Here is a 20,633-nt window from a genome sequence, read left to right as displayed (position 1 = left end):
GCCGATAAGAGTTAATACTAGTAATAAGGTGAAATTAAGAGGTACACGATGACGCCAGTGCTGCTGACATAAAGCCAGATGGGCATCGTCCAGCGAGCAATTCTGCGGTGGCGCTCTATTTGCATATTAAAGCCTCTTGTAACGGAAATCAAAGCGAGAGGGACATTGACAATGGCTAGCAGGACGTGAGTAATCAAGATGAAATAGTAAATGTACTTAAGCGCAGTAGGGCCACCGAACAAGGTCGGCTCTGTCAAGTAATGATAGATCACATAGGAAACAAGAAACAGGGCGGTTGTAGTGAAGGCGCAAAGAATGAAATTTCGATGCATGGGGATGTTTTTACGTTTTATTGCGTACAGCGAGATCAGTAAGAAAGAAAAGGTGAAGCCGTTAAAAATAGCATTTAATAATGGAAAAATAGTGACGTCGAAGCCAAGGCTTCCTTGATATCCTGGCAGAAAAAATAATAAAGCGATAATTCCGACAAGCACTACTGAAAAAGTGGCGATAAGCGGCATAAAATTGCGTGATTTCATTTCCTTCCCCCAATTGCGTGATTCACAGCTTCAAGCTGTCCTACTGTAATTATACGTAATGAATGGCGGAAATCAATAAAGTACACAGTTCTGTAACTTTCCACGAGAAGAGACTGGCATCCTTTAATGCCAGCCTCTTACCTGAATCATAGTGAGTCAGCTGTATTGATCGCGTGTTCCCAGCTAGGAAAGTAAAACAAAGCATTCTGCATTAGCTGTGGATGGGACTGTTTAACCTTCTTTTTATTCAAAGGCTGACCGTTAGACTTCAGTTGATGAATTTGTGCAAGCACATCATCTATGCCCATATTGGCTTCCATCGTTGTTCTCTCCCTTCTGTTCAGATTGGTAAGTATTCTTCCCTTATACTGGAAATATAATCATGAATTTAGGATGGTAAGATCGATAAGCAAGCAGCGTGAAGAACAGAGTAGAACTCTAGAGCTCATGGCGAGCAAGCAGTTAGCCTCCGGAAACAACTACATAGTTGTCCCATTATGTAAAAAACTGTGATACCATTACAGAAATAAACGGCCGAATAAAAGCCTGTAGTGCTTATTCGGTAAGCTGCCGTCAGGGGAAGTGTTGCATGTTGCTGGCCAACCTCAATCGTCTATTTCTATCGCTTCGAATGAAATTTATGATCCTGTTCATGGCTCTGATTACGATACCCTTTATAATCAGCGGCGCATTCACGTATACCAAGTATTCGGCTAATGTCGAACAGAATACGAAAAACTACACGCTGCAAATCGTCGATCAAATCCGCATCAATCTGGACAGATATGTCAAAGAGATCGAGAGATTGACGTTATCCCCCCTCTATGATCCGAACGTTCTCGCCATTCTGAAGAACCACAGCAGCTCCTACCAAAAAGGAGTCTATTTGACTGCGGAGGAGCAGTTCAAGACCAATTTATTCATTTCCTCTATGGCTTTTGACCGGTCTGAAATCGAAAGCATTCTCATTTTTACGAATGATGGCAGCTTATTCAGCAATTCCGATACAAGCGTAACGAACTATTGGGAGCAGGAAACAAATAATTGGATGGAAAAAGCCGACCTGGAAGACGGAGGACTAACGATCAATCCGCCTCATTCTGTTTCCTACTATACAACGGGGCCAAAAACGGTTGTATCGCTGTCGCGGCTAATCCGCGAACCGTATACGCACAGTAAAATTGGCTTCATTAAGGTGGATCTTAAAGCGGAAGGCTTTGAAAAAATATTTTCCTCCGTTAACTTAGGCAATAACAGCAAGCTGTACATATACGATAAGGATAAAACACTGCTGCACCCACAGTCGACTATAACAGAACCTGATGTGAACGATCCGGGATTTTTAAGCGCCTGGACGAAATCGAAATATACAGGGCTGCAAATATTAGGCCAGATCCCTCTAGGGGAGCTGAGGAAGGAAGCTAAAGAGATAACGAGCTATACGTTAATGATATCACTGACCTCGCTCGCGGTGGCTCTTATACTTGCCATCCTGTCTTCCGACCGATTGGTCAAGCCGATCCGTCATCTGCAGAGTAAAATGGAGCTGGTCAAGAAAGGCTTTTTCAAAGAGCGTGCTATCGTTGCGACCAATGATGAGATCGGGCAATTGACCGAGGTTTTTAACCGGATGGTGGGGGAGATCGACCGTCTTGTTCGTGAAGTATACGAAACGAAATTACGTGAGCGTGATGCGGAAATATCAGCACTGCAGAGCCAGATGAATCCCCATTTTCTCTACAATACGCTGGAATCGATCAATATGATGGCCGTGCAGTACAATCATCTGGCCCTTTCGAATGTGGTCACCAATCTCGGCAAATTGCTGAGATATACGGTGGACAAAAATCAATCCGCCGTCTATCTGCGCGATGAGGTAAGATTTGTTGAATCCTACTTGCAAATTCAGGCATTGCGCTGCGGGGACAGCTTGCGAATGGAAATCTTTATCGATCCGTCGCTGCAATACGTGCTAGTTCTGAAGCTCATTTTGCAGCCGCTTGTGGAGAATGTCATCGAGCATGGGATGGGCAGCGATCCGGTTACGATCCGAATAAGGGCGGCAACGGAAAACGACGATTTGATCCTCTCGGTTGAGGACGATGGCTTAGGAATGGATGTGCAAACCATGGAGCAGGTGCTGAGGCGTATTGATTATGCGGGGGAAGAGCATCCGGTGAAGCAGGAATTCGGTCAAAAAAGCAGCGGCTACGCACTGCGCAACGTACACCAGCGAATACGGCTATTGTATGGCGAGCCTTATGGAATTTTGCTAAAGAAAAATGCACATAAAGGAATGACCGTTTTTATTCGATTGCCATTCCAATGGGAGGAATAACCATGTACAAAGTTATGCTTGTCGAGGATGAGGATCTGATCAGACAGGGCTTAAAGAAGCTGATTGAAGAAGTAATCGGAGGATTCATCGTGGTGAAAGAGGAGAAAAACGGCCGCCAAGCTCTTGAATCGATGAAAAGCATCCTGCCCGACTTAATTATTACAGACATACGGATGAAGGAAATGAACGGCATCGAGATGATTGAGCAGGTGCGGCATAATTTCCCCGATACTCCTATTTTGGTAATCAGCGGTTACGGAGATTTCGAATATGTGAAAAAAGCGCTTCGCTTCAAAGTCGAGGATTATTTGTTGAAGCCTGTCGACAGAGTGGAGCTGACCCAATATTTAACCGGTCTTAAAGGAAGATTGGATAGCCGCAAAATGAGTGCGCTTCAAAGCCAATCCCATACAGTCGGGAATAGTGTGGAAGAGAATGAAAAGAAAATTATCCGCACAGTCAGAGAAATCATCCATTCCAACCTGGATCAGGATATCTCCCTCCAATTCATTGCCAATAAGGTTCATATGAACCATCAATACTTATCCTCATTATTCAAGCTGGAAACAGGCCAGAACTTCGTGGATTATGTGATTCAATGCAGAATGGAACGGGCCAAGCAGCTTTTGCAGGATACGAATTTAAAAATTTACGAGGTCGCTATGCTATCCGGGTATGAGAATGCCAAATATTTTATGACCGTGTTCAAACAGCTTGTAGGCGTAACCCCTTCCGATTTCCGTGAAAACCAGGTTCGTTAGCGAACGGAAAGACCTCGATTTTTTGAACCATAACTCGATTCATTTGGATTTCTCGAATGGATATTTTTCTCTATCATTACATATGTAAGCGCTTATCAAATGAGAAACGAAGGGGAATCAGGTATGAAGAAAATGTTGTCTATGGCCGTGCTTTTCGTATCGGCAGTAAGCTTAATAATCGGGTGCTCGGCCACAAAGGACACACCTAAGGAAACGGCAGCATCTCCCAAGCCAGCGGTTAAAGAAGACATTGTGCTCAAAGTCGGTATGTGGGGAGAAAACGATACGCGTAAGAAAATATTGGAGGAGTATGTCAAGAAGTTTACGGCCCAAAATCCTCACATAAAAGTCGAGTTTATGCTGGTTCCATTTGCTGATTATCAGCAGAAGCTGTCGATTATGGTTGCTTCCAAAACCGCGCCTGATCTGGTATGGATGTCGGATAAAATGATACCGCAGTTTATCGAAGCGAAGCAATTGGCCGATATTTCCGACATTCAGAACGACAAGGCATATGATTTTAACGACAACATACCGTCAAGCTTTCAACGCCTGAAAAAGGACGGCAAGCTGTACGGTGTACCTTTTCTAAATCCGCCTAAGGTTATCTTTTTTAATAAGACGTTATTTAAGGAAAAAGGACTTAAAACCCCATTGGAGCAGTACAAGGAAGGAAATTGGACGTACGACGAATACCTGAAGTCAGCTAAAGCTATCACCGACTCATCCAAAGGTATTTATGGCAGCTTCTTAATTACCGCCAATGGCTGGAAGGCTTGGGAGGATGCCTATCTGGATACGTTCTGGGCCTTTGGAGCGGATTTTATGAATGAGGAGAGCACCAAATTTACACTTAACACTCCTGAGGGAGAAAAGGCGCTTCAGCTGATATCGGATATGATCTTTAAGGATCAAATCCATCCGAAGCCGGGGGATCAGATCACATTTGAAGGCGGAAAAATCGGTATGTCCCGGCAAAACTATGCGTATGTCAATACAGCCAGAAGCATAAAGGGCTTTGAATGGGATATCGCGCCGATGCCGAAAGGACCTAACAAGGATGCACCTGCTGCAACGGGGCTAGCCGCCTATTCCGTCATGCAGGATTCCAAATATAAGAAAGAAGCGCAGGATTTGTTGAAATTTATGACAAGTAAAGAAGCGATGACCGAGTTTGCCTTCATGTATGTGCCTAACCGCAGCTCCGTACTGGCGTCTGATGCATTGACCAAGGGCTTCGAATCTCCGACGAAAGAGGCCATTAAAGCATCTCTGATCGATCCGATGAACGGCAAGCTTAGAGCGCAAAACGCACATAAGAACTGGCAGCAAATCGATGTGAAGGTTCAGACCGTTATCGACATGCTGTATACGAAGACCTACCCGGTAAAAGAGGTGCTTAAGAAAATGGAAGACGAGGTAACGCCTCTTATGAAATAAATGATTACAGAAGAATAAGCTTAAGGGTTTAAGTATAGATGTTTCGATTCGCCAAGCGAAAGCTTGGCGATATTTCTGAAACAAAAGTGAAGTGGAGGAAGGGACCTTACAGTGAATACCCAAACAGGCAAATTAATGCAGCGTGAAAAATGGTACGGCTATATGTTCATCTCTCCGATGGTCATAGGTTATGTCCTTTTTTTGTTGGGGCCGATTATCGCCGCATTTATGATGAGCTTTACCAATTGGTCGTTGATTAAAGAAGAAGAGTTTGTTGGACTGGCGAATTACACCAAAGCCTTCACAGGAGATTCCGTATTTTGGGATACGGTATGGAACTCCTTTTATTTTTCCATTGTTTTCGTTCCGTTGAATATCGTGCTGACTTTGGCGCTGGCCCTGCTGTTAAAGGAGCGAATCCTTGGCGTCGGCTTTTTCAGAACAGCTATCTTTACTCCGGTAGTTACATCTATTGTCGTGTGGGCTACGGTCTGGAAATATATTTTCCAAACAGATAACGGACTCGTGAACTCGATTCTCCGCATATTCGGAGTTACCGGACCGGCCTGGCTATACGATCTGTCCTTGGCTATGCCGACGGTTATTATCATCACCTTGTTAAAAGGATTGGGGATCAATATGGTGATCTTCCTTGCTGCGCTGAACGATGTCCCCCCTATGTACTATGAAGCAGCCAAAATTGACGGGGCCGGCAGGTGGAAAACATTTTTTAACGTGACGCTTCCGTTGATAACTCCTTCCGTATTCATGGTCCTTGTTATTACGATGATCGGATCGCTTAAGGTTTTTGGGCAAATATACGTTTTAACCGGGGGCGGTCCAGGTACAAGCACCTATGTGTTTGTCTATTACATCTATGAGCAGGCGTTCAAAATGTACGAATTCGGGTATGCATCGGCCGTAGCATTTATCTTGTTTTTTATTATTTTCATTCTTACGGTTATGCAGTGGGGCATTAGAAGAAAGTGGGTGCATCATGAACAATAAAAGATGGGCGGAAGCTGCCAAAACCGTACCTAAATATGCCATTTTATTTGCCATTACCTTCTTTATTCTGATCCCTTTTTACTGGATGGTCAGTACCTCCTTGAAGGATTTCCAGCAGGCTTTATCGTTCCCGCCGCAGTGGATTCCGAGTCCAATTAAATGGGACAATTACATCGACCTGTTCGCCAAGCAGCCCTTTCATTTGTATTTATTCAACAGCTTATATATTGCCGCGCTGGTTACAGTTGGAACCTGCCTCTTCGCGGCGCTGGCCGGATATGCTTTTGCAAAAATATCCTTTCCATGGAAAAACACACTTTTTCTGATTTTGCTGAGCAGCATGATGATCCCTACGGAAATCACTACGATTCCATTGTTTATATGGTTATCCAAGGTTGGTTTGGTAGACACTCACTTTCCGCTCATTGTACCTCCGATGCTTGGAGCAGGCGGGATGTTCGGCGTCTTTTTGTATCGGCAGTTTTTTATTACGATTCCTAACGATCTGGATGAAGCGGCTAAAATCGATGGTTGTACGCCATGGAAAACATTTTGGAGGATTATGCTGCCGCTAGCGACGCCGGCGATGGCTACCTTGTCGATTTTAACGTTTCTGCACAGCTGGAATGAATTTTTTGAACCGTTGGTGTATCTGAATTCCAGTAAGCTGTACACGATCCCGCTTGCTCTGTCTTTATTCACCTCGGATAGTGGGACGGAGTGGCATTTGGTAATGGCAGCTTCCGTTGTAGCTACGGTTCCGCTGCTTACGGTATTTTTCTTCGCGCAGAAAAAGTTTATCGAAGGTGTAGCCATGACAGGCTTAAAGTAGAGCAGCGCCTCCGAGATGACGTTGATCTGACGGCAATAGGGCACATTGCAAAATCGGCTCTTATAAAATAGAGCAAATATCTGTTAAAATAAGGAGTGGATAGTAGCATCGTGCTAATTTGGTAGAAGAGGTGGAGAAATTGAAAGTATTAATATTAGGAGGAACCGGTGTCATCAGCAGGCAGATTGTGGAGCAATTGCTGATAGCCGGACAGGAAGTAGTTATCTTTAACCGAGGCACCAAACGACTTGCTTTTGGCCAAGATCTGGAATGGATCCATGGCGATAAGTCCGATCAAGAAGGCTTCAAGAAGCTGATGGAGGGCCGTCAATTCGATGCTGTTATCGATATGATCAGTTTTAATGCAGCGGATGCGCGGTTTACTGTTGAGACGTTTAGAAATACTGTGGGTCAAATCATCTTTTGCTCCAGTGTTGCCGTTTATAAAAGACCACTCAAATCAAACCCCATCCGAGAGGATGCAGAGGAGCTGTTCGATAATCCTGAATTCGGCTATGCGTTTCAAAAAGCTGAGATGGAACGTTATCTGCAGGAGGTCATCCGCGAAGGCCAGCTGCCGATTACGATCATCCGACCATCATTGACCTACGGAGTTGGAGCTGCCAATCTGGGTGTGCTTCGTCAAAATTACAACATCGTTCACCGTATTCGCAACGGTAAGCCTCTTGTAATGTTTGGAGATGGAACGACACCTTGGAGCTTCACGTTTGCCCCTGATTTGGCTAAAGCTTTTGTCGGCGCTGCGGGTAATAAACGGACCTTCGGCAAGACCTATCACGCAACTAACGAAGAAGTGAGTATTTGGAACGACTTGTATATGGAATTTGGCAAAATCCTTGGTATCGAGCCGAAAATTGTGCACATGCCTTCCGAGCTTTTGATGCGTGGTAATCCCGGATTGTTTGGTCATCTGTATTTTGAAAAAAGCTATTCCGGCCTAATGGACAACTCGAAGATCAAACAGGATATTCCCGGCTTTGAAGCGACAATCTCCTTGAATGAAGGGCTTCGAATGATGCTGGATTGGTACGAAAATGAAGCTATGGCAGTGGATACCGAGAAGGATTTAATGGAAGACCGCCTGACCGAGCTGCATGCCCAATGGGGTAATCAGATTGAAGCGTTGAAAATTTAATAATAAATAGCGTTATAAGGCATCGGCCTGGCCCAATTTGTAACACAAATGAAATATGGGCTTCATCTAGTATTAATGATTAACGCTTATAATAATAGATGACCCCCTTTTTTAATATATAACCTTAACCCCGCAGCCGTTACGGTATGTGGGGTTCTTTCTGTGATCCTTGTCCCGCTTAATGGTATAATAAGGGTAAATATCAATGAAAAGGAGCTGGGCCGCTTTATGAAATTTCATCGTCTTGGCAGTAGTGGGCTTAAGGTGTCAGCATTAGGTTTGGGAACTAACGCATTTGGAAAACGTGCTGATCAGGAAACCTCGATTCGGATTATACATCAAGCTTTGGATCAGGGAATTAATTTTGTTGATACGGCCAATATTTATACCGGCTCTGAATCGGAGCGAATCATTGGATTGGCTTTGGCAGGCCGACGCCATGAGGCTGTTCTGGCAACAAAAGCGGGTCTGGTCAAGGGTGCAGGACCTAACGAAAGAGGCTCCTCCAGGTATCATTTACAACAGGAGCTGGATAACAGCTTGAAAAGATTGCAAACGGACTACGTGGACTTGTACCAAATTCATACGTTTGATCCACAAACACCGCTTGAGGAAACCTTAAGGGCATTGGACGACATGGTTCGGGCTGGAAAAGTACGTTATATCGGAGCATCGAACTATGCAGCTTGGGAACTGATGAAGGCACTGGGCATCAGTGATAGATTGGGGCTAAACCGGTTCGTTTCCACCCAAGTCAGCTATTCGCTCGCCGACCGCACTCCCGAGCAGGAGCTTGTTCCGGTTTGTTTGGACCAAGGGGTAGGCATCATCCCTTATTTCCCACTGGCGGGCGGAATTCTGACAGGGAAATACACATCAGCGGACAAGCCTCCGCAAGGATCGCGTGCCGATACCGATCCTAATTTCGGCAAATTCCTTGATGAAGGCAGAATGGAGCTCGGCCGAAGTGTGAATAAGCTGGCTGACGAATTAGGCTGCACGCCAAGCGCTCTGTCACTGGCATGGCTTATGCAGCAGCCGACGGTCTCAAGCGTCATAGTTGGAGCCACAGGTGTGCAGCAGCTGGAGGATAACTTGAAGAGTGCGTCGCTTGAGCTTGGAGCCGATACACTGGATGAACTGGAGCGGCTGAGCGAGGCTTACCGTTACGGAAAGCCGTTTGCGTGGTATCGTTTGCCTTAGTGGGATTTGTCATAAAAAAACGTTGGAGGCGATTGCTTCTTCCTATCAAAGGCAGGTTTGGAAGTCCTGTAGAGGGTATTGCTTTTTGACAACAAAAGAGGCTGTCTCACCGGTAGATACACTACCTTCTGAAACAGCTTCTTGACCATAAGTTCATTGTATCTACAGGGACTCGCCTTCGATGATTGTGTAATCGATCAGAGGGGGCGAAGTCACCTCTGATGTGTCCAATTGTTCCAAAAGCACATCAACCGCCAATTTTCCCATTTGCTCCACATTGTAATGAACGGTTGTTAGCTTGGGTGTGATGTATTTGAGCACGTCGATATTATCGAACCCCATGAGTCCGATTTCATCGGGAATGCGAATTCCTTTTTCCTTCAAGTAGTTCATCGCTTCTAAGGCGTACTGGTCACAGGAGCAAATAATGGCGGTGCGCTTCAGCTTTAAATCGATCCGATCCAAGGCATCGACATACTGTTTATCGGTTATAATGACCGGCTCCTCTGTAAAGTTCTTAAGGCGCATCCCCTCCAGCAGGCCTTCCAACCTTTCTTCTTGTGTGTAAATATTGCTTACCCCGCGGTAAGCGAGAGGAGGACAAATGTAAACAATACGTTCATACCCTTTATCGCTAACGTATTGTACAGCATCACTCATGGCGCTCCGGTCATCGATTCCGATATAACTCCATTTATCCGACAGCTTATTGCAAATCGTAATAATAGGGATATTGAACTGCTCCAAATATTGTTCAAAATCCATTCCTTGATTGATCGGAAATAAGATGATTCCATCCACTTTCCGGTTGACAAGGTGCTCTATCGCTTGTTTCTCAGTATGAAAGCTTTTATCTGTTAAAAGTAGATTTACGAAATATTCCCGATGTCTCGATTCCGTTTCGATTGAGTTCGTAAGCTGTGAAAAGGAACGGTTATATAGATCAAAAAGGACTAATCCGATGGTTTTGGTCGTTCCTTTAGCCAAGCTGCGCGCCAAAAAATCAGGCTTGTAGTTGAGATCAGTGGCTATCTTTAAAATTTTCTCTTTTGTTTTGTGACTGATCCCGGGCCGGTCATTCAGGGCTCTGTCCACAGTGCCGTGGGATACCCCGCAAAGCTCGGCTATTTCTTTTATAGTAACGCTCATCTGGGATCCTCCTAAATGTGTACGCACACGATGCGAATAATCCAAGTATAAAAAGCCCCCCTTTTTTTGTCAATAAAAACAAAGGACATGAGAATTTATTTTTCTAACCGTATTGACAGTAAAAATATGGTAGTGGTATATTAAACGTGTTCGCACACGATTTTAATTGAAAGCGGATACAAACAAATATAACTGTAGCACATTGTTGTGAATAGTGATCTTAAACAGAGAATGAAGTTTACTTTTCGCCAAAAACGTGTGCGCACACGAAAAAATAAGTGGTTTGACTTACAAAGGCCGCTTTTTTTTATGAATTAAATCGTGTGCGTGCACGTATGTAGGAATATTAAGCATTTTAATAACGTCGCACACTTTAAAAGTGAGCGCTTACAATAAATCTTATTAATCACGGTACTAACCTGAATAAGGTCGAGTATATATAAAATCTCATTTCGAGGGGGCAACAGTATGTCAAGAATGAATAAAACGTTATTGGTAACGGTCAGCTCTATACTTTCCGCGTCACTCGCATTAGCAGGCTGCAGCGATTCCACCGCACCGGCTCCGGGACAGGGCACAGCTGCTAAAGGCGGAGCAACAGAGCTGACTCTCTGGACATTCAATGCACTGCATCAAAAATTTTATGAGAACGCAGCCCAAAGATGGAATGAAGCGAATGCAAATAAAAAAGTCACACTTAAGGCAACGACCTATCCGTATGACGATATGCACAACAAGTTGCTACTGGCGTTGCAATCCGGCCAGGGAGCCCCGGATTTAGCCGACATCGAAATCAGTAAATTTTCCAATTACCTCAAGGGAGATAAACCGCCTCTGGTAGAATTGGATGATATCATAAAGCCGATTAATGATAAACTGGTCAAATCGAGAATGGATATTTACAGCAAGAACAATAAATTTTATGGCATTGACTTTCACGTTGGTGCTGCTGTTATGTACTATAACAAAGAACTGCTTGATAAAGCGGGAGTAAATCCGGACAGCATTAAAACATGGGAGGATTATTACCAGGCGGGGAAGAAGGTCGTGGCGGCAACCGGAAAACCGATGACGACCATTGAGACGCGGGACCAGTGGTCTTTCTGGCCTCTCATTGTGCAGCAGGGGTCCGATTACTTCGATAAGGACGGAAAAGTGATTTTGGATAATGCAACCAATATTAAAACCTTGGAATTTCTCAAAACGTTGGCGGATTCAAAAGTCGCTGTTGCTGCTCCGGGAGGCGGCCACCATAAAGAGGAATACTACGGATTTATGAATAAAGGAGGGGCTGCCTCCGTTCTGATGCCGATTTGGTATATGGGCAGATTTACGGAATATATGCCGGATCTGAAGGGGAAAATTATTGTTCGTCCGCTGCCTGCATGGACAGTAGGGGGAAAAAGATCTGCGGGGATGGGCGGCACAGGGACTTCTATAACGAACCAGTCCAAAAATGTCAGTCTTGCTAAGGAATTCCTCGCCTTTGCGAAATTATCCGAGGAAGGCAACAAGAAGATCTGGGAAGAGCTCGGTTTCGATCCGATTCGATGGGATGTATGGGACTCGAAGGAATTGAAGGCGGACAATAAATTTACCGAATATTTCGGAAAAGGAATTTTTGATATGCTTTTGCAGGTTAAAGGTGAAATCGATTCTCCTCATACGACCGAAAAAATACCGCTTGCCTCCGATTTGGTGAAAAAGAATGTCATTTTCAAAGTGATTGAAGAAAAAAGCGCAACGCCTGAGCAAGCCTTAAAGGCTGCTGCGGATGAACTAAGAAAATAAACACGCGTGGCAAATCATTGGCCTTGGTACCAAGGCCAGTGATTTGTTTCAACCCGGTAAGTCTATGCATACGAAATAATTTTCTGCGAAAATTTAAGTGAATGCTTACTATGCAGGCTTTCCTTCGGAAAGCGCTGGGGGAGAGAAGATGAATAATAAAACGGCAGTTCAAGAACAGCTTATGGCGGTAAATAGACCGGAAGGGTGGCTTAAGCGTGCTTTTTATTCCCAATACGCAGCACCCTATGTGTTTATTTCACCGTTCGTGATTACCTTCCTTCTGTTCCAGTTGTATCCAATTATTAGTTCCTTTGTTATGAGCTTCCAGGAAATTATTCCGGGTGAGACCAAATTTATCGGACTAAAAAATTACCAAGACCTTAACAATGAACATTTTTTTAATGCAATTTGGAACAGCCTTCGTTATACATTCTGGTCGTTGGTCGTGCTTTTGCCGGTTCCAATGCTTTTAGCGGTCTTTTTAAACTCCACCAACATGGTTGCTAAAAACTTTTTCCGATCTACACTTTTTATGCCTGCCCTGACATCCATCATTGTGGGCGGTGCTATTTTTAGACTTATTTTCGGTACACTTGAAACGGCGCCGGCTAACGTTTTTATATCCTTATTTGGGTTTGAACCGGTTAAATGGACTTCAAGCGCGGGGGCAGGCATGTTCATTATGGTCGCTTTGGCCTCTTGGCGTTGGATGGGGGTCAATATTATTTATTTTCTGTCCGGGCTGCAAAGCATTCCTCAGGAGCTGTATGAGGCAGCGGAAATGGATGGGGCCAACCGATTCACCAAATTTCTTAGAATCACGCTCCCATTATTGAAGCCGGTAACAGTGTATGTGTTGACGATCAGTATTTTTGGCGGATTCGCAATGTTTACGGAGAGCTTCGTGTTCTGGAACACTCAATCCCCTTCGGATATTGGTCTTACCATTGTCGGATATTTATATCAACAAAGCTTCGAGTTTTTTAATATGGGTTTTGGGTCAGCCATCGGTATTGCTTTCTTATTTATCGTCTTGTCGATTAACTTCCTCCAGTTACTTATCTCCGGTCAGTTCAGAAAGGAGAATTAATTAGGCTATGACATATTCAGACAAATTGCAGAGAGGCTTTCTTGTCATTGTTTTTGTGATTTTGACCGCTGTGGCCTTGTTTCCTTTCTATACCTTATTATTGGCGTCTTTCAAGCCGCCTACCGAGCTGCTGCGGTATGGATTGAATCTCAAGCTGCAGCCCGACCTGTTAAGCTTCAAAAACTACGTTTATCTGTTTACCGGAGGCAAGGTTTATTTTACTTGGTATGCTAACAGTTTGTTGATTACCGTATTGTCCACGCTGTTAACGTTGCTGTTATCGTCGCTTGTCGGCTATGGCTTGTCGGTGTATCAATTTAAGGGAAGAAACGTAGTCTTTCTGCTCGTCCTATTCGTGATGATGGTCCCTGTGGAAATCATTATGCTTCCTTTATACAAAATGTCGATTGCCTTTAAATTAATTGATTCGTATTGGGGAGTGATTATTCCCTTTGCCGTCTCGCCTTTTGCCGTTTTCTTTTTCAGGCAATTTGCAGGTGGAATTCCAAGAGATTTTCTGGATGCAGGACGAATCGATGGTTGTACGGAATACGGCATTTTCTTTAGAATTATGGCCCCATTGATGGCCCCTGCCTTTGGAGCGATGGCGATTCTACAAGCATTACATCACTGGAACAACTTTATTTGGCCGTTAATCGTTCTGCGGACAGATACTAAATTTACACTGCCCATCGGGCTGTCGTCTCTTCTTACGCCTTACGGCAACAATTACAGCATCCTCTTATCCGGGTGTATTATGTCTGTCCTTCCGTTATTAATTTTGTTTATCGCATTCCAGCGCTACTTTATCTCCGGTCTGACGGTAGGAGGAGTAAAAGGGTAGCCGGGAATATCACAGCACACAACACTCATCATGAGATAATAGAGGGAGTAACCTTATGAATAATCTAAAAAAAGCCAAAATGATCTTGGACAAAGACTTCAAAATAGCTCAAATCGACAAACGTATTTACGGTTCTTTCATTGAGCATCTCGGCCGCGCGGTATACGAAGGGATTTATGAGCCCGGTCATCCGTTGGCTGACGAGCAAGGATTTCGTAAAGATGTCATTGGTCTTGTGAAAGAATTGAATGTGCCACTCATCCGTTATCCCGGTGGGAACTTCGTTTCGGGTTACAATTGGGAGGATGGCGTAGGACCGAAGGCAGACCGCCCGCGGCGTCTGGAGCTGGCGTGGAGAACCGTCGAAACGAATGAAGTGGGAACGAATGAATTTGCCGATTGGGCGAAGAAGGCCGGTTCCGAAGTCAATATGGCCGTTAACCTAGGAACCCGCGGCATTGATGCAGCCAGAAATTTGGTGGAATACTGCAACCATCCGTCCGGGTCGTACTGGAGTGATCTCCGTATTTCTCACGGCTACAAAGAGCCGCATAAATTTAAAACATGGTGCCTTGGCAATGAGATGGACGGCCCTTGGCAGATCGGACATAAAACAGCAGCCGAGTATGGACGTATCGCCAGTGAAGCCGCTAAGGTCATGAAGTGGGTGGATCCGACTATTGAGCTTGTCGCATGCGGAAGCTCGAGCAGCAGTATGCCGACCTTTGCCGATTGGGAAGCTACGGTTTTGGATCACACATACGATCATGTGGAATATATTTCGCTGCATCAGTACTACGGAAACCGGGATCATGACACAGCAAACTTTGTAGCGCGTTCTCTCGATATGGATGCCTTTATTCGCTCCGTGACCGCGATTTGTGATTATGTGAAGGCGAAAAAGCATAGTAAAAAGACGGTCAATCTATCCTTTGACGAATGGAATGTATGGTACCACTCCAACGAAGCGGACCGTAAGATGGATCCTTGGCAGATTGCTCCCCCACAGCTTGAGGATGTGTATACATTCGAAGATGCCATTCTTGTTGGCTGCATGTTAATTACAATGCTTAAACATGCGGACCGGGTGAAAATAGCTTGTATGGCACAGTTGGTTAATGTTATTGCGCCGATCATGACGGACAAAGGAGGGGCGGCTTGGAAGCAAACCATCTTCTTCCCATACATGCACGCTTCAGTGTTCGGCAGAGGGACCGCGTTGAACTCAATTATTTCTTCTCCGGTATATGACAGTAAGGATTTTACGGATGTGCCTTATCTGGAATCGACTGCCGTATTTAACGAGGAAACGGATGAGCTTACTATTTTTGCAGTCAACCGGGATTTGGAAGAGTCTTTATGGCTGGAGTGTGACGTTCGTAATTTTGAGGGCTACAGAGTCATAGAGCATATCGTGCTTGAACACGATGATGTAAAGGCTAGAAATACTATCGGGAACCCTGCGAATGTGGTACCACACAATAGAGGAAATGCTGAGATGAAGGACGGCTACATTCAATCGGCACTGCCTAAGTTTTCGTGGAATGTAATTCGATTGTCGAAATAGGTCTTTCTTATCCATATCAACAGCCCGCACTCACACTTTGGTGAACGCGGGCTGTTTGCTCACTCGCTGGGATGCCTTTTACTGTGGTGTATAAAAGTTTTGCGTGTAATAGATCGTCATCTTGCCGCCGAACGCTACACCAACGCCGAGACGCTGGATGTCGCTGAGCAGGTTCTTGCGATGGCCCTCCGAGTTCATCCAGCCCTCGTGGGCATAGATGGCGCTGGTCTGGCCGGCGGCGATGTTTTCTGCGGCAGCCTGCATAGCGATGCCGTCCGACTTCATCCGATCGAACGGAGAGGCACCGTTCTTGCTTTCATGCGCGAAATAGTTGTTTGCGGCCATGTCCGCACTGTGTTTGCGCGCTGTGCCGGCTATTTTATCGTCCCAGGTGAAAGCAGGCTTACCCAGCTTGACGCGGGCTGCATTAGCCAGGTCGAAGATTTGCCGCTCGTAAGCTGTGATCAGCGAATCGCTGGCTTCCGGATAAAAGGCAGCCAAAGCGAGTTCCGTTGGCTTGGCGATTGTCTGGATGCTTGTAACAACGTTGTTGCGATGAAGGTCATAAAAGAAGGTGACATAAGAATCTGATGTCTCATAAGTGCCGTATTCACCCTTGCCGTAGTTCATAGTAAAGCGGGTGTTGCCCTTGGTAATCGAGGCTAGGGGTTGACCGTACAGGTTCAGCACTGCGCTTTTGGCGCTCCCATCGGACAAACCGTTGTACTCCCAATTGGCGGAGGTGGAATATAGACCGACTACCCTGCCGCCGCTAATCCCAATCTGTGCGTAGCTGCTGTAATCCTGGTTGTATATGAACCACTGGAAGCCATATTCGCTTAAATCCTTACGCGCTGGCTCTCCGAGCTTGGCGATCACATCTTCCGCCGCATCCCCGATATGGATGCCTTTTACTGTGACCGTGTTGGCCGCGGCTGATGACTGAGGTGTCGCTGGATTAGCCGGACTTTCAGGAGAAGATGGTACGGCTGGAGAAGAGGCTCCATTGTCCGGGATGAGCTGGAATTGCTTTTGCTTCACGTTGCGTATAAATTGCACCGCTTCGGCTCTCGATAAGCGATCGGCTGCTTGATAGCCGGCAACGGTTGCCGCTGTTTTTCCCTCAGACAAGCCTTGGTCGAGCAGGTAGCGGATAGAATCGTTTAGGCTTTGTGTTCCTTTTTGCGAAGCTGTAATAATTTGAGCGACAAGTCCGCGGCTAAACTTGGTTGCGTCCGTATTATGCAGCACAGGCCATTTGCGGCTGTCTGCTACATCGTAATACGGCTTGTACCAGGCGGAGCCGGAAGCTGCAGCAGCAAGCTTAACCTCGGGGTAAGCCCGCAGCAGCATGGCCAGAAACTCCGGCTCGGATACCGATTGATCCGGTCGGAAGCTTCCGTCTTCGTAACCGTTGACGATATTATTTTGAACGGCCCATGAGATTGCCGTGGCTCCCCAGTGGCGGGCTGTATCAGTAAAACCAGGTGCATCGGCTGCGTACACCGGATGCTGCAATGGAAGGAATGACGATAAAGGTGATAAGAAGATAGCGATGGCAAGGGGCAATAAGCGAGCTGATAGCTTTGTGTTCATTATTTAAACCTCCTAAATTCAAAACGCATCTGTTTTTTAACTACGTCAAAAGATGCATATGGAATAAAATTCGTACACTTTCTACTATATGGCTCTCTAGCCGGAATGTCTAACTGTAAAACCAACCAATCGAATTATATAGGATTACAGAAAACTCCGCCTCAGAGAAGTTTAACTCATTAGTTAGTCTTTTCATAACAAGTCAACAGGTTTATACTGGGAAAGGGTAACGAATACGGACTATATCTTGCAGGAGGCGGACTACAAATGATCATTAGCGATATTAAGAATTGGGAACGGGAAAAGCAGGTTTATCCTAAAGCGGTTAATAGAGGGCTGGAGTATATTCAAAGTACTGATTTTAGTTCGTTGAAACCTGGCAGGTACGATATTGAAGGAGATCTTATGTTTGCTCTGCTGCAGGAGCCGACAACCTTGTCTTGGGAGAAGCAGCGGCCCGAGTCGCACCAAACCTATACGGATATCCAGTTTTTGCTGGCAGGTGAAGAGGTCATCCGAGTTGCACCATTAACTGAGGATGCAGTAATTAGCGAGGAAAATTTTGCGGCGAGGGATATTGCATTCTACAGTAAAATAGCTGAGGAAAACGCGATTCAACTAAGCCCTGGCTCCTTTACCGTGTTCTACCCAGGTGATATTCATCGTCCTTGCTGCAGTGTTTCAGAAGATCAGCCAATCCGCAAAGTCGTCATTAAAATTCATAAATCATTGCTGTTTGAATAGTAGCAAGCTAATGAGGGTAGGCTCCGACAGGAAGCCTGCCCTTTAATATTTTAAAGAAGCTGATGCAAGCGGTGCCTGAGATGAAGGGACATTTTCTCATCGTGGAGCAGGAAGGCAGGCTTATCAGGTCTCAAGGTCGAGCGATCCAATTTATAGGGCGAGTAAGGTGGAGAGAGGCTAATCACTAATCGTGCAATTAACCCGATTGACGATTGGCGGAACGTAGGTGCGCTATTTTGGCGAAAGCGGCTCTATACTGGAGGGGGGCGGAACGACGATCAGCTATTTGACTACTGGAAGGCCAATCAGATGGATTTTCGGGGGAATAAGTGATTGACGTTCCGTTTGATTTTAATGTTAACGTGTGCGAGTGGAAATAGAGGAACCAGGTTCCGTTTCAGCCGGGAAATGAGCAATGCTGGATTGACAGTTGGGGAGCCAACGTGAGGCTCGACCCGGAGAGCGCTTTTCGATATGATGGGAATGTGCTTAGGATAGGAAAATCTCTCAGGAGGGGATGAACATGTATTTGCGTGAAGCAGCCATTCTGCGTGACAAGTTTCCTGCTGGCGGCCGGTATCCATTTACAGTGCCTGCTTTGGCGCAGACTAAAGGGCTTCCTTTCGGTGGGCCGGTTACTTTTTTCGTAGGGGAGAACGGGTCGGGTAAATCAACCATGCTGGAGGCTATAGCCTGGCAATGTGGTTTCCATACAGCCGGAGGCAGCGCTAATCAGACCTATGAGCTGGATGGGACTGAGGCTGATTTTGGGCCATACATCCGGTTAACCTGGAATCGCAAGGTGACGAGCGGCTTTTTTCTTCGTGCAGAATCGTTTTTTAATTTCGCTAATTATTTGGATCAGATGGTGCGGGAGCAGCCGCAATACCGACATGAATTTTATGCCCCGTACGGTGGCAAATCGCTGCATGAACAGTCGCATGGGGAATCCTTTCTATCGTTGTTCCGCAATCGATTTGGGAGAAGGGCCATTTATTTATTGGACGAGCCGGAAGCTGCGTTATCCCCAGCCCGTCAATTAAGCTTATTATCCGTATTTCACCGTCTAAGTCCGGACTCTCAATTTATTGTTGCGACGCATTCCCCCATTTTGCTGGGATTCCCGGGTGCGCAGATCTATTCGTTTGACGAGGGTCCTATACATGAGATTGCTTATGAAGAGACGTCGCATTATCAGCTGACACGCCGGTTTTTGGAAAATCGCGGAGCTATATTTCGGGAGCTGTTTGCTGAGGATGATGAATAAATAGGGCTGGTAGCGGCCAACCGAATTAGGTAATAGCAGAAGCTGTGTCGGTTCGCAGGAATAATTATTTAGAGGAATAATGGTTAAGGTGCTTTATTATTAAAATCCCTTAATGTTAGGTGAATAGATATTTCTGGATGCTTACGAAATTAGTTTCGACTTGGCGGAACTTTAGGGAGGTATATCATTTGGAACGGAGATCGTTTGAGGCACTAATGGTAAATAAGCAAGATGATCAGCTTGCTATAAGTTTGCAGGAGCTGCAGGTCGAGGATTTGCCTGCGGGCGAGGTGCTTATTCGTGTTCACTATTCGGGAGTGAACTATAAGGACGCACTCGCTTGCCGTTTGGATGGCGGCATAGTCCGATCGTATCCGCATATCCCCGGCATCGATCTGGCCGGGGAGGTATGCACCTCGGCAGACGCACGGTTTCAGCCAGGGCAGAAGGTCATAGTGACCGGCTTCGGGCTGGGCGTCTCGCACTTTGGCGGATTCAGCGCTATGGCGCGTGTTCCCGCCGATTGGGTTGTGCCGCTGCCGGCAGGCTTGGAGCCGCGCGAAGCAATGGCGATAGGTACAGCCGGTTTAACGGCAGCGATCTCGATTGAGCGGATGGAGCATAACGGGCTCCATCCCGCGCAAGGCCCTGTGCTGGTGACTGGAGCCACCGGCGGGGTTGGCAGTGTTGCCGTCGCGCTGCTGGCCGCGAGGGGCTACGAGGTTGCTGCGAGCACTGGCAAAGCGGAGGAGCATGATTATTTGCGGGCTCTGGGCGCCCGCGACATTGTTGGGCGCCTGAGCGCCGCAGCGTCAGGGTCCGTGGTCCTGGCGAAGCCGCTGGAAAAGCAGCAGTGGGCCGGCGCCGTTGACCCTGTCGGGGGCAGCGGGCTGGCATTCCTGCTGGCTTCCATCCGCTACGGCGGCTCCGTAGCTGTCAGCGGCCTCACTGGCGGCGGTACCGTTCCGACAACGGTACATCCGTTCATCCTGCGCGGCGTCAATCTGCTCGGTATCGACTCCGTCCAATACCCTATAGAGCGCCGCAGCGCTTTGTGGGAACGGATGGCGTCCGACCTGAAGTCCGACGGGCAGCTGGAGAGGATCGGCAGCCGTACGATCCGCTTGCAGGATGTGCCTCACGCGGCGGAGGAGATATTGGCCGGACGTGTCAGAGGACGGATTGTAGTTGAATTATAGCTCTTAGCCTTCATTCATCATAAAAAAGAAGCCTCAGTCCCACATTGAATAATGGTTCTGAGGCCTTCTTCCGCTTTGCTGCCCTTACGGCCGCTCAATTTTAATTGTG

General features: G+C 46.2%; 18 protein-coding genes. 14 read left to right on the top strand and 4 right to left on the bottom strand.

The annotated features are described in order from the left end of the window. Window positions 1-17: 17 nt before the first annotated feature. Window positions 18-539 carry a DUF420 domain-containing protein gene (locus tag ACFQ0C_RS07375; protein ID WP_258217001.1) on the bottom strand — a complete coding sequence of 174 codons (522 nt, stop codon included), beginning with the start codon at window positions 537-539 and terminating at the stop codon, window positions 18-20. 146 nt (window positions 540-685) lie between these two features. Continuing rightward, a complete protein-coding gene (locus tag ACFQ0C_RS07370; RefSeq protein ID WP_171654941.1) occupies window positions 686-859 on the bottom strand; it encodes a hypothetical protein in 174 nt (57 codons plus the stop codon). A gap of 269 nt (window positions 860-1,128) precedes the next feature. Between ACFQ0C_RS07370 and ACFQ0C_RS07365 the strand changes: the two genes are divergently transcribed. The 7 genes from ACFQ0C_RS07365 to ACFQ0C_RS07335 all read left to right on the top strand — a co-directional run bounded on the left by ACFQ0C_RS07365 (window position 1,129) and on the right by ACFQ0C_RS07335 (window position 9,277). Then, the gene (locus ACFQ0C_RS07365; protein WP_379365419.1) at window positions 1,129-2,877 is read left to right on the top strand and encodes a cache domain-containing sensor histidine kinase; all 1,749 of its coding nucleotides are present in this window, start codon (window positions 1,129-1,131) and stop codon (window positions 2,875-2,877) included. 2 nt (window positions 2,878-2,879) lie between these two features. Continuing rightward, the gene (locus ACFQ0C_RS07360; RefSeq protein WP_379365417.1) at window positions 2,880-3,638 is read left to right on the top strand and encodes a response regulator transcription factor; all 759 of its coding nucleotides are present in this window, start codon (window positions 2,880-2,882) and stop codon (window positions 3,636-3,638) included. Window positions 3,639-3,761: 123 nt separating this feature from the next. Next, on the top strand, window positions 3,762-5,078 hold the full coding sequence (locus tag ACFQ0C_RS07355) for an ABC transporter substrate-binding protein (protein ID WP_258217005.1): 1,317 nt from the start codon (window positions 3,762-3,764) through the stop codon (window positions 5,076-5,078). 111 nt (window positions 5,079-5,189) lie between these two features. Further along, window positions 5,190-6,086, top strand: a complete 897-nt coding sequence (locus ACFQ0C_RS07350; protein WP_379365414.1) for a carbohydrate ABC transporter permease — start codon at window positions 5,190-5,192, stop codon at window positions 6,084-6,086. Continuing rightward, window positions 6,076-6,918, top strand: a complete 843-nt coding sequence (locus ACFQ0C_RS07345; protein ID WP_379365412.1) for a carbohydrate ABC transporter permease — start codon at window positions 6,076-6,078, stop codon at window positions 6,916-6,918. The genes ACFQ0C_RS07350 and ACFQ0C_RS07345 overlap by 11 nt, the downstream gene beginning before the upstream one ends. Window positions 6,919-7,057: 139 nt before the next feature. Continuing rightward, window positions 7,058-8,074 (top strand): NAD-dependent epimerase/dehydratase family protein, encoded by a 1,017-nt coding sequence (locus ACFQ0C_RS07340; RefSeq protein WP_379365410.1) that lies wholly within the window; start codon window positions 7,058-7,060, stop codon window positions 8,072-8,074. Window positions 8,075-8,302: 228 nt separating this feature from the next. Then, window positions 8,303-9,277, top strand: a complete 975-nt coding sequence (locus ACFQ0C_RS07335) for an aldo/keto reductase (protein ID WP_379365408.1) — start codon at window positions 8,303-8,305, stop codon at window positions 9,275-9,277. A 162-nt stretch (window positions 9,278-9,439) separates the two neighbouring features. Here the strand turns inward: ACFQ0C_RS07335 and ACFQ0C_RS07330 are convergent, their stop codons facing one another. Continuing rightward, window positions 9,440-10,426 (bottom strand): LacI family DNA-binding transcriptional regulator, encoded by a 987-nt coding sequence (locus ACFQ0C_RS07330; protein ID WP_379365406.1) that lies wholly within the window; start codon window positions 10,424-10,426, stop codon window positions 9,440-9,442. 477 nt (window positions 10,427-10,903) lie between these two features. On the opposite strand from ACFQ0C_RS07330, the gene ACFQ0C_RS07325 reads away from it, so the two are divergent. The 4 genes from ACFQ0C_RS07325 (at window position 10,904) to arfA (ending at window position 15,718) form a co-directional block, all read left to right on the top strand. After that, window positions 10,904-12,217 (top strand): ABC transporter substrate-binding protein, encoded by a 1,314-nt coding sequence (locus ACFQ0C_RS07325; RefSeq protein ID WP_379365513.1) that lies wholly within the window; start codon window positions 10,904-10,906, stop codon window positions 12,215-12,217. 148 nt (window positions 12,218-12,365) lie between these two features. After that, the gene (locus ACFQ0C_RS07320) at window positions 12,366-13,307 is read left to right on the top strand and encodes a carbohydrate ABC transporter permease (RefSeq protein WP_379365404.1); all 942 of its coding nucleotides are present in this window, start codon (window positions 12,366-12,368) and stop codon (window positions 13,305-13,307) included. A 7-nt stretch (window positions 13,308-13,314) separates the two neighbouring features. Continuing rightward, entirely contained in the window at window positions 13,315-14,151 is an 837-nt protein-coding gene (locus ACFQ0C_RS07315) for a carbohydrate ABC transporter permease (protein WP_379365402.1), read from the top strand. A gap of 55 nt (window positions 14,152-14,206) precedes the next feature. Continuing rightward, window positions 14,207-15,718 carry an arabinosylfuranosidase ArfA gene (gene arfA, locus ACFQ0C_RS07310; RefSeq protein ID WP_379365400.1) on the top strand — a complete coding sequence of 504 codons (1,512 nt, stop codon included), beginning with the start codon at window positions 14,207-14,209 and terminating at the stop codon, window positions 15,716-15,718. A gap of 78 nt (window positions 15,719-15,796) precedes the next feature. Here the strand turns inward: arfA and ACFQ0C_RS07305 are convergent, their stop codons facing one another. Next, window positions 15,797-17,314: a CAP-associated domain-containing protein gene (locus ACFQ0C_RS07305; RefSeq protein ID WP_379365398.1), complete on the bottom strand. Its 1,518-nt coding sequence runs from the start codon at window positions 17,312-17,314 to the stop codon at window positions 15,797-15,799. A 267-nt stretch (window positions 17,315-17,581) separates the two neighbouring features. Here ACFQ0C_RS07305 and ACFQ0C_RS07300 point away from each other — a divergent pair, with 267 nt between their 5' ends. From ACFQ0C_RS07300 to ACFQ0C_RS07290, 3 genes are all read left to right on the top strand, one after another. Continuing rightward, window positions 17,582-18,058, top strand: coding sequence for a NanQ anomerase/TabA/YiaL family protein (locus ACFQ0C_RS07300; RefSeq protein WP_258217012.1), 477 nt, complete (start codon window positions 17,582-17,584; stop codon window positions 18,056-18,058). Window positions 18,059-18,581: 523 nt separating this feature from the next. Further along, window positions 18,582-19,325: an AAA family ATPase gene (locus tag ACFQ0C_RS07295; protein ID WP_379365395.1), complete on the top strand. Its 744-nt coding sequence runs from the start codon at window positions 18,582-18,584 to the stop codon at window positions 19,323-19,325. A gap of 215 nt (window positions 19,326-19,540) precedes the next feature. Beyond that, a complete protein-coding gene (locus ACFQ0C_RS07290; RefSeq protein WP_379365511.1) occupies window positions 19,541-20,524 on the top strand; it encodes an oxidoreductase in 984 nt (327 codons plus the stop codon). Window positions 20,525-20,633 lie beyond the last annotated feature (109 nt).

Origin of the sequence: Paenibacillus sp. GCM10027630 (genome assembly GCF_042676305.1) — a bacterium.
In the GTDB taxonomy this organism is placed as follows: domain Bacteria; phylum Bacillota; class Bacilli; order Paenibacillales; family NBRC-103111; genus Paenibacillus_S.
This window is presented reverse-complemented; position numbering and strand designations above follow the sequence as displayed.

Excerpts from the sequence above, each read along its gene's own strand:
- ACFQ0C_RS07375 (WP_258217001.1), bottom strand. The coding sequence starts at position 539 with ATGAAATCACGCAATTTTATGCCGCTTATCGCCACTTTTTCAGTAGTG.
- ACFQ0C_RS07370 (WP_171654941.1), bottom strand. The coding sequence starts at position 859 with ATGGAAGCCAATATGGGCATAGATGATGTGCTTGCACAAATTCATCAA.
- ACFQ0C_RS07365 (WP_379365419.1), top strand. The coding sequence starts at position 1,129 with ATGTTGCTGGCCAACCTCAATCGTCTATTTCTATCGCTTCGAATGAAA.
- ACFQ0C_RS07360 (WP_379365417.1), top strand. The coding sequence starts at position 2,880 with ATGTACAAAGTTATGCTTGTCGAGGATGAGGATCTGATCAGACAGGGC.
- ACFQ0C_RS07355 (WP_258217005.1), top strand. The coding sequence starts at position 3,762 with ATGAAGAAAATGTTGTCTATGGCCGTGCTTTTCGTATCGGCAGTAAGC.
- ACFQ0C_RS07345 (WP_379365412.1), top strand. The coding sequence starts at position 6,076 with ATGAACAATAAAAGATGGGCGGAAGCTGCCAAAACCGTACCTAAATAT.
- ACFQ0C_RS07335 (WP_379365408.1), top strand. The coding sequence starts at position 8,303 with ATGAAATTTCATCGTCTTGGCAGTAGTGGGCTTAAGGTGTCAGCATTA.
- ACFQ0C_RS07330 (WP_379365406.1), bottom strand. The coding sequence starts at position 10,426 with ATGAGCGTTACTATAAAAGAAATAGCCGAGCTTTGCGGGGTATCCCAC.
- ACFQ0C_RS07325 (WP_379365513.1), top strand. The coding sequence starts at position 10,904 with ATGAATAAAACGTTATTGGTAACGGTCAGCTCTATACTTTCCGCGTCA.
- ACFQ0C_RS07320 (WP_379365404.1), top strand. The coding sequence starts at position 12,366 with ATGAATAATAAAACGGCAGTTCAAGAACAGCTTATGGCGGTAAATAGA.
- ACFQ0C_RS07315 (WP_379365402.1), top strand. The coding sequence starts at position 13,315 with ATGACATATTCAGACAAATTGCAGAGAGGCTTTCTTGTCATTGTTTTT.
- arfA (WP_379365400.1), top strand. The coding sequence starts at position 14,207 with ATGAATAATCTAAAAAAAGCCAAAATGATCTTGGACAAAGACTTCAAA.
- ACFQ0C_RS07305 (WP_379365398.1), bottom strand. The coding sequence starts at position 17,314 with ATGAACACAAAGCTATCAGCTCGCTTATTGCCCCTTGCCATCGCTATC.
- ACFQ0C_RS07300 (WP_258217012.1), top strand. The coding sequence starts at position 17,582 with ATGATCATTAGCGATATTAAGAATTGGGAACGGGAAAAGCAGGTTTAT.
- ACFQ0C_RS07295 (WP_379365395.1), top strand. The coding sequence starts at position 18,582 with ATGTATTTGCGTGAAGCAGCCATTCTGCGTGACAAGTTTCCTGCTGGC.
- ACFQ0C_RS07290 (WP_379365511.1), top strand. The coding sequence starts at position 19,541 with ATGGTAAATAAGCAAGATGATCAGCTTGCTATAAGTTTGCAGGAGCTG.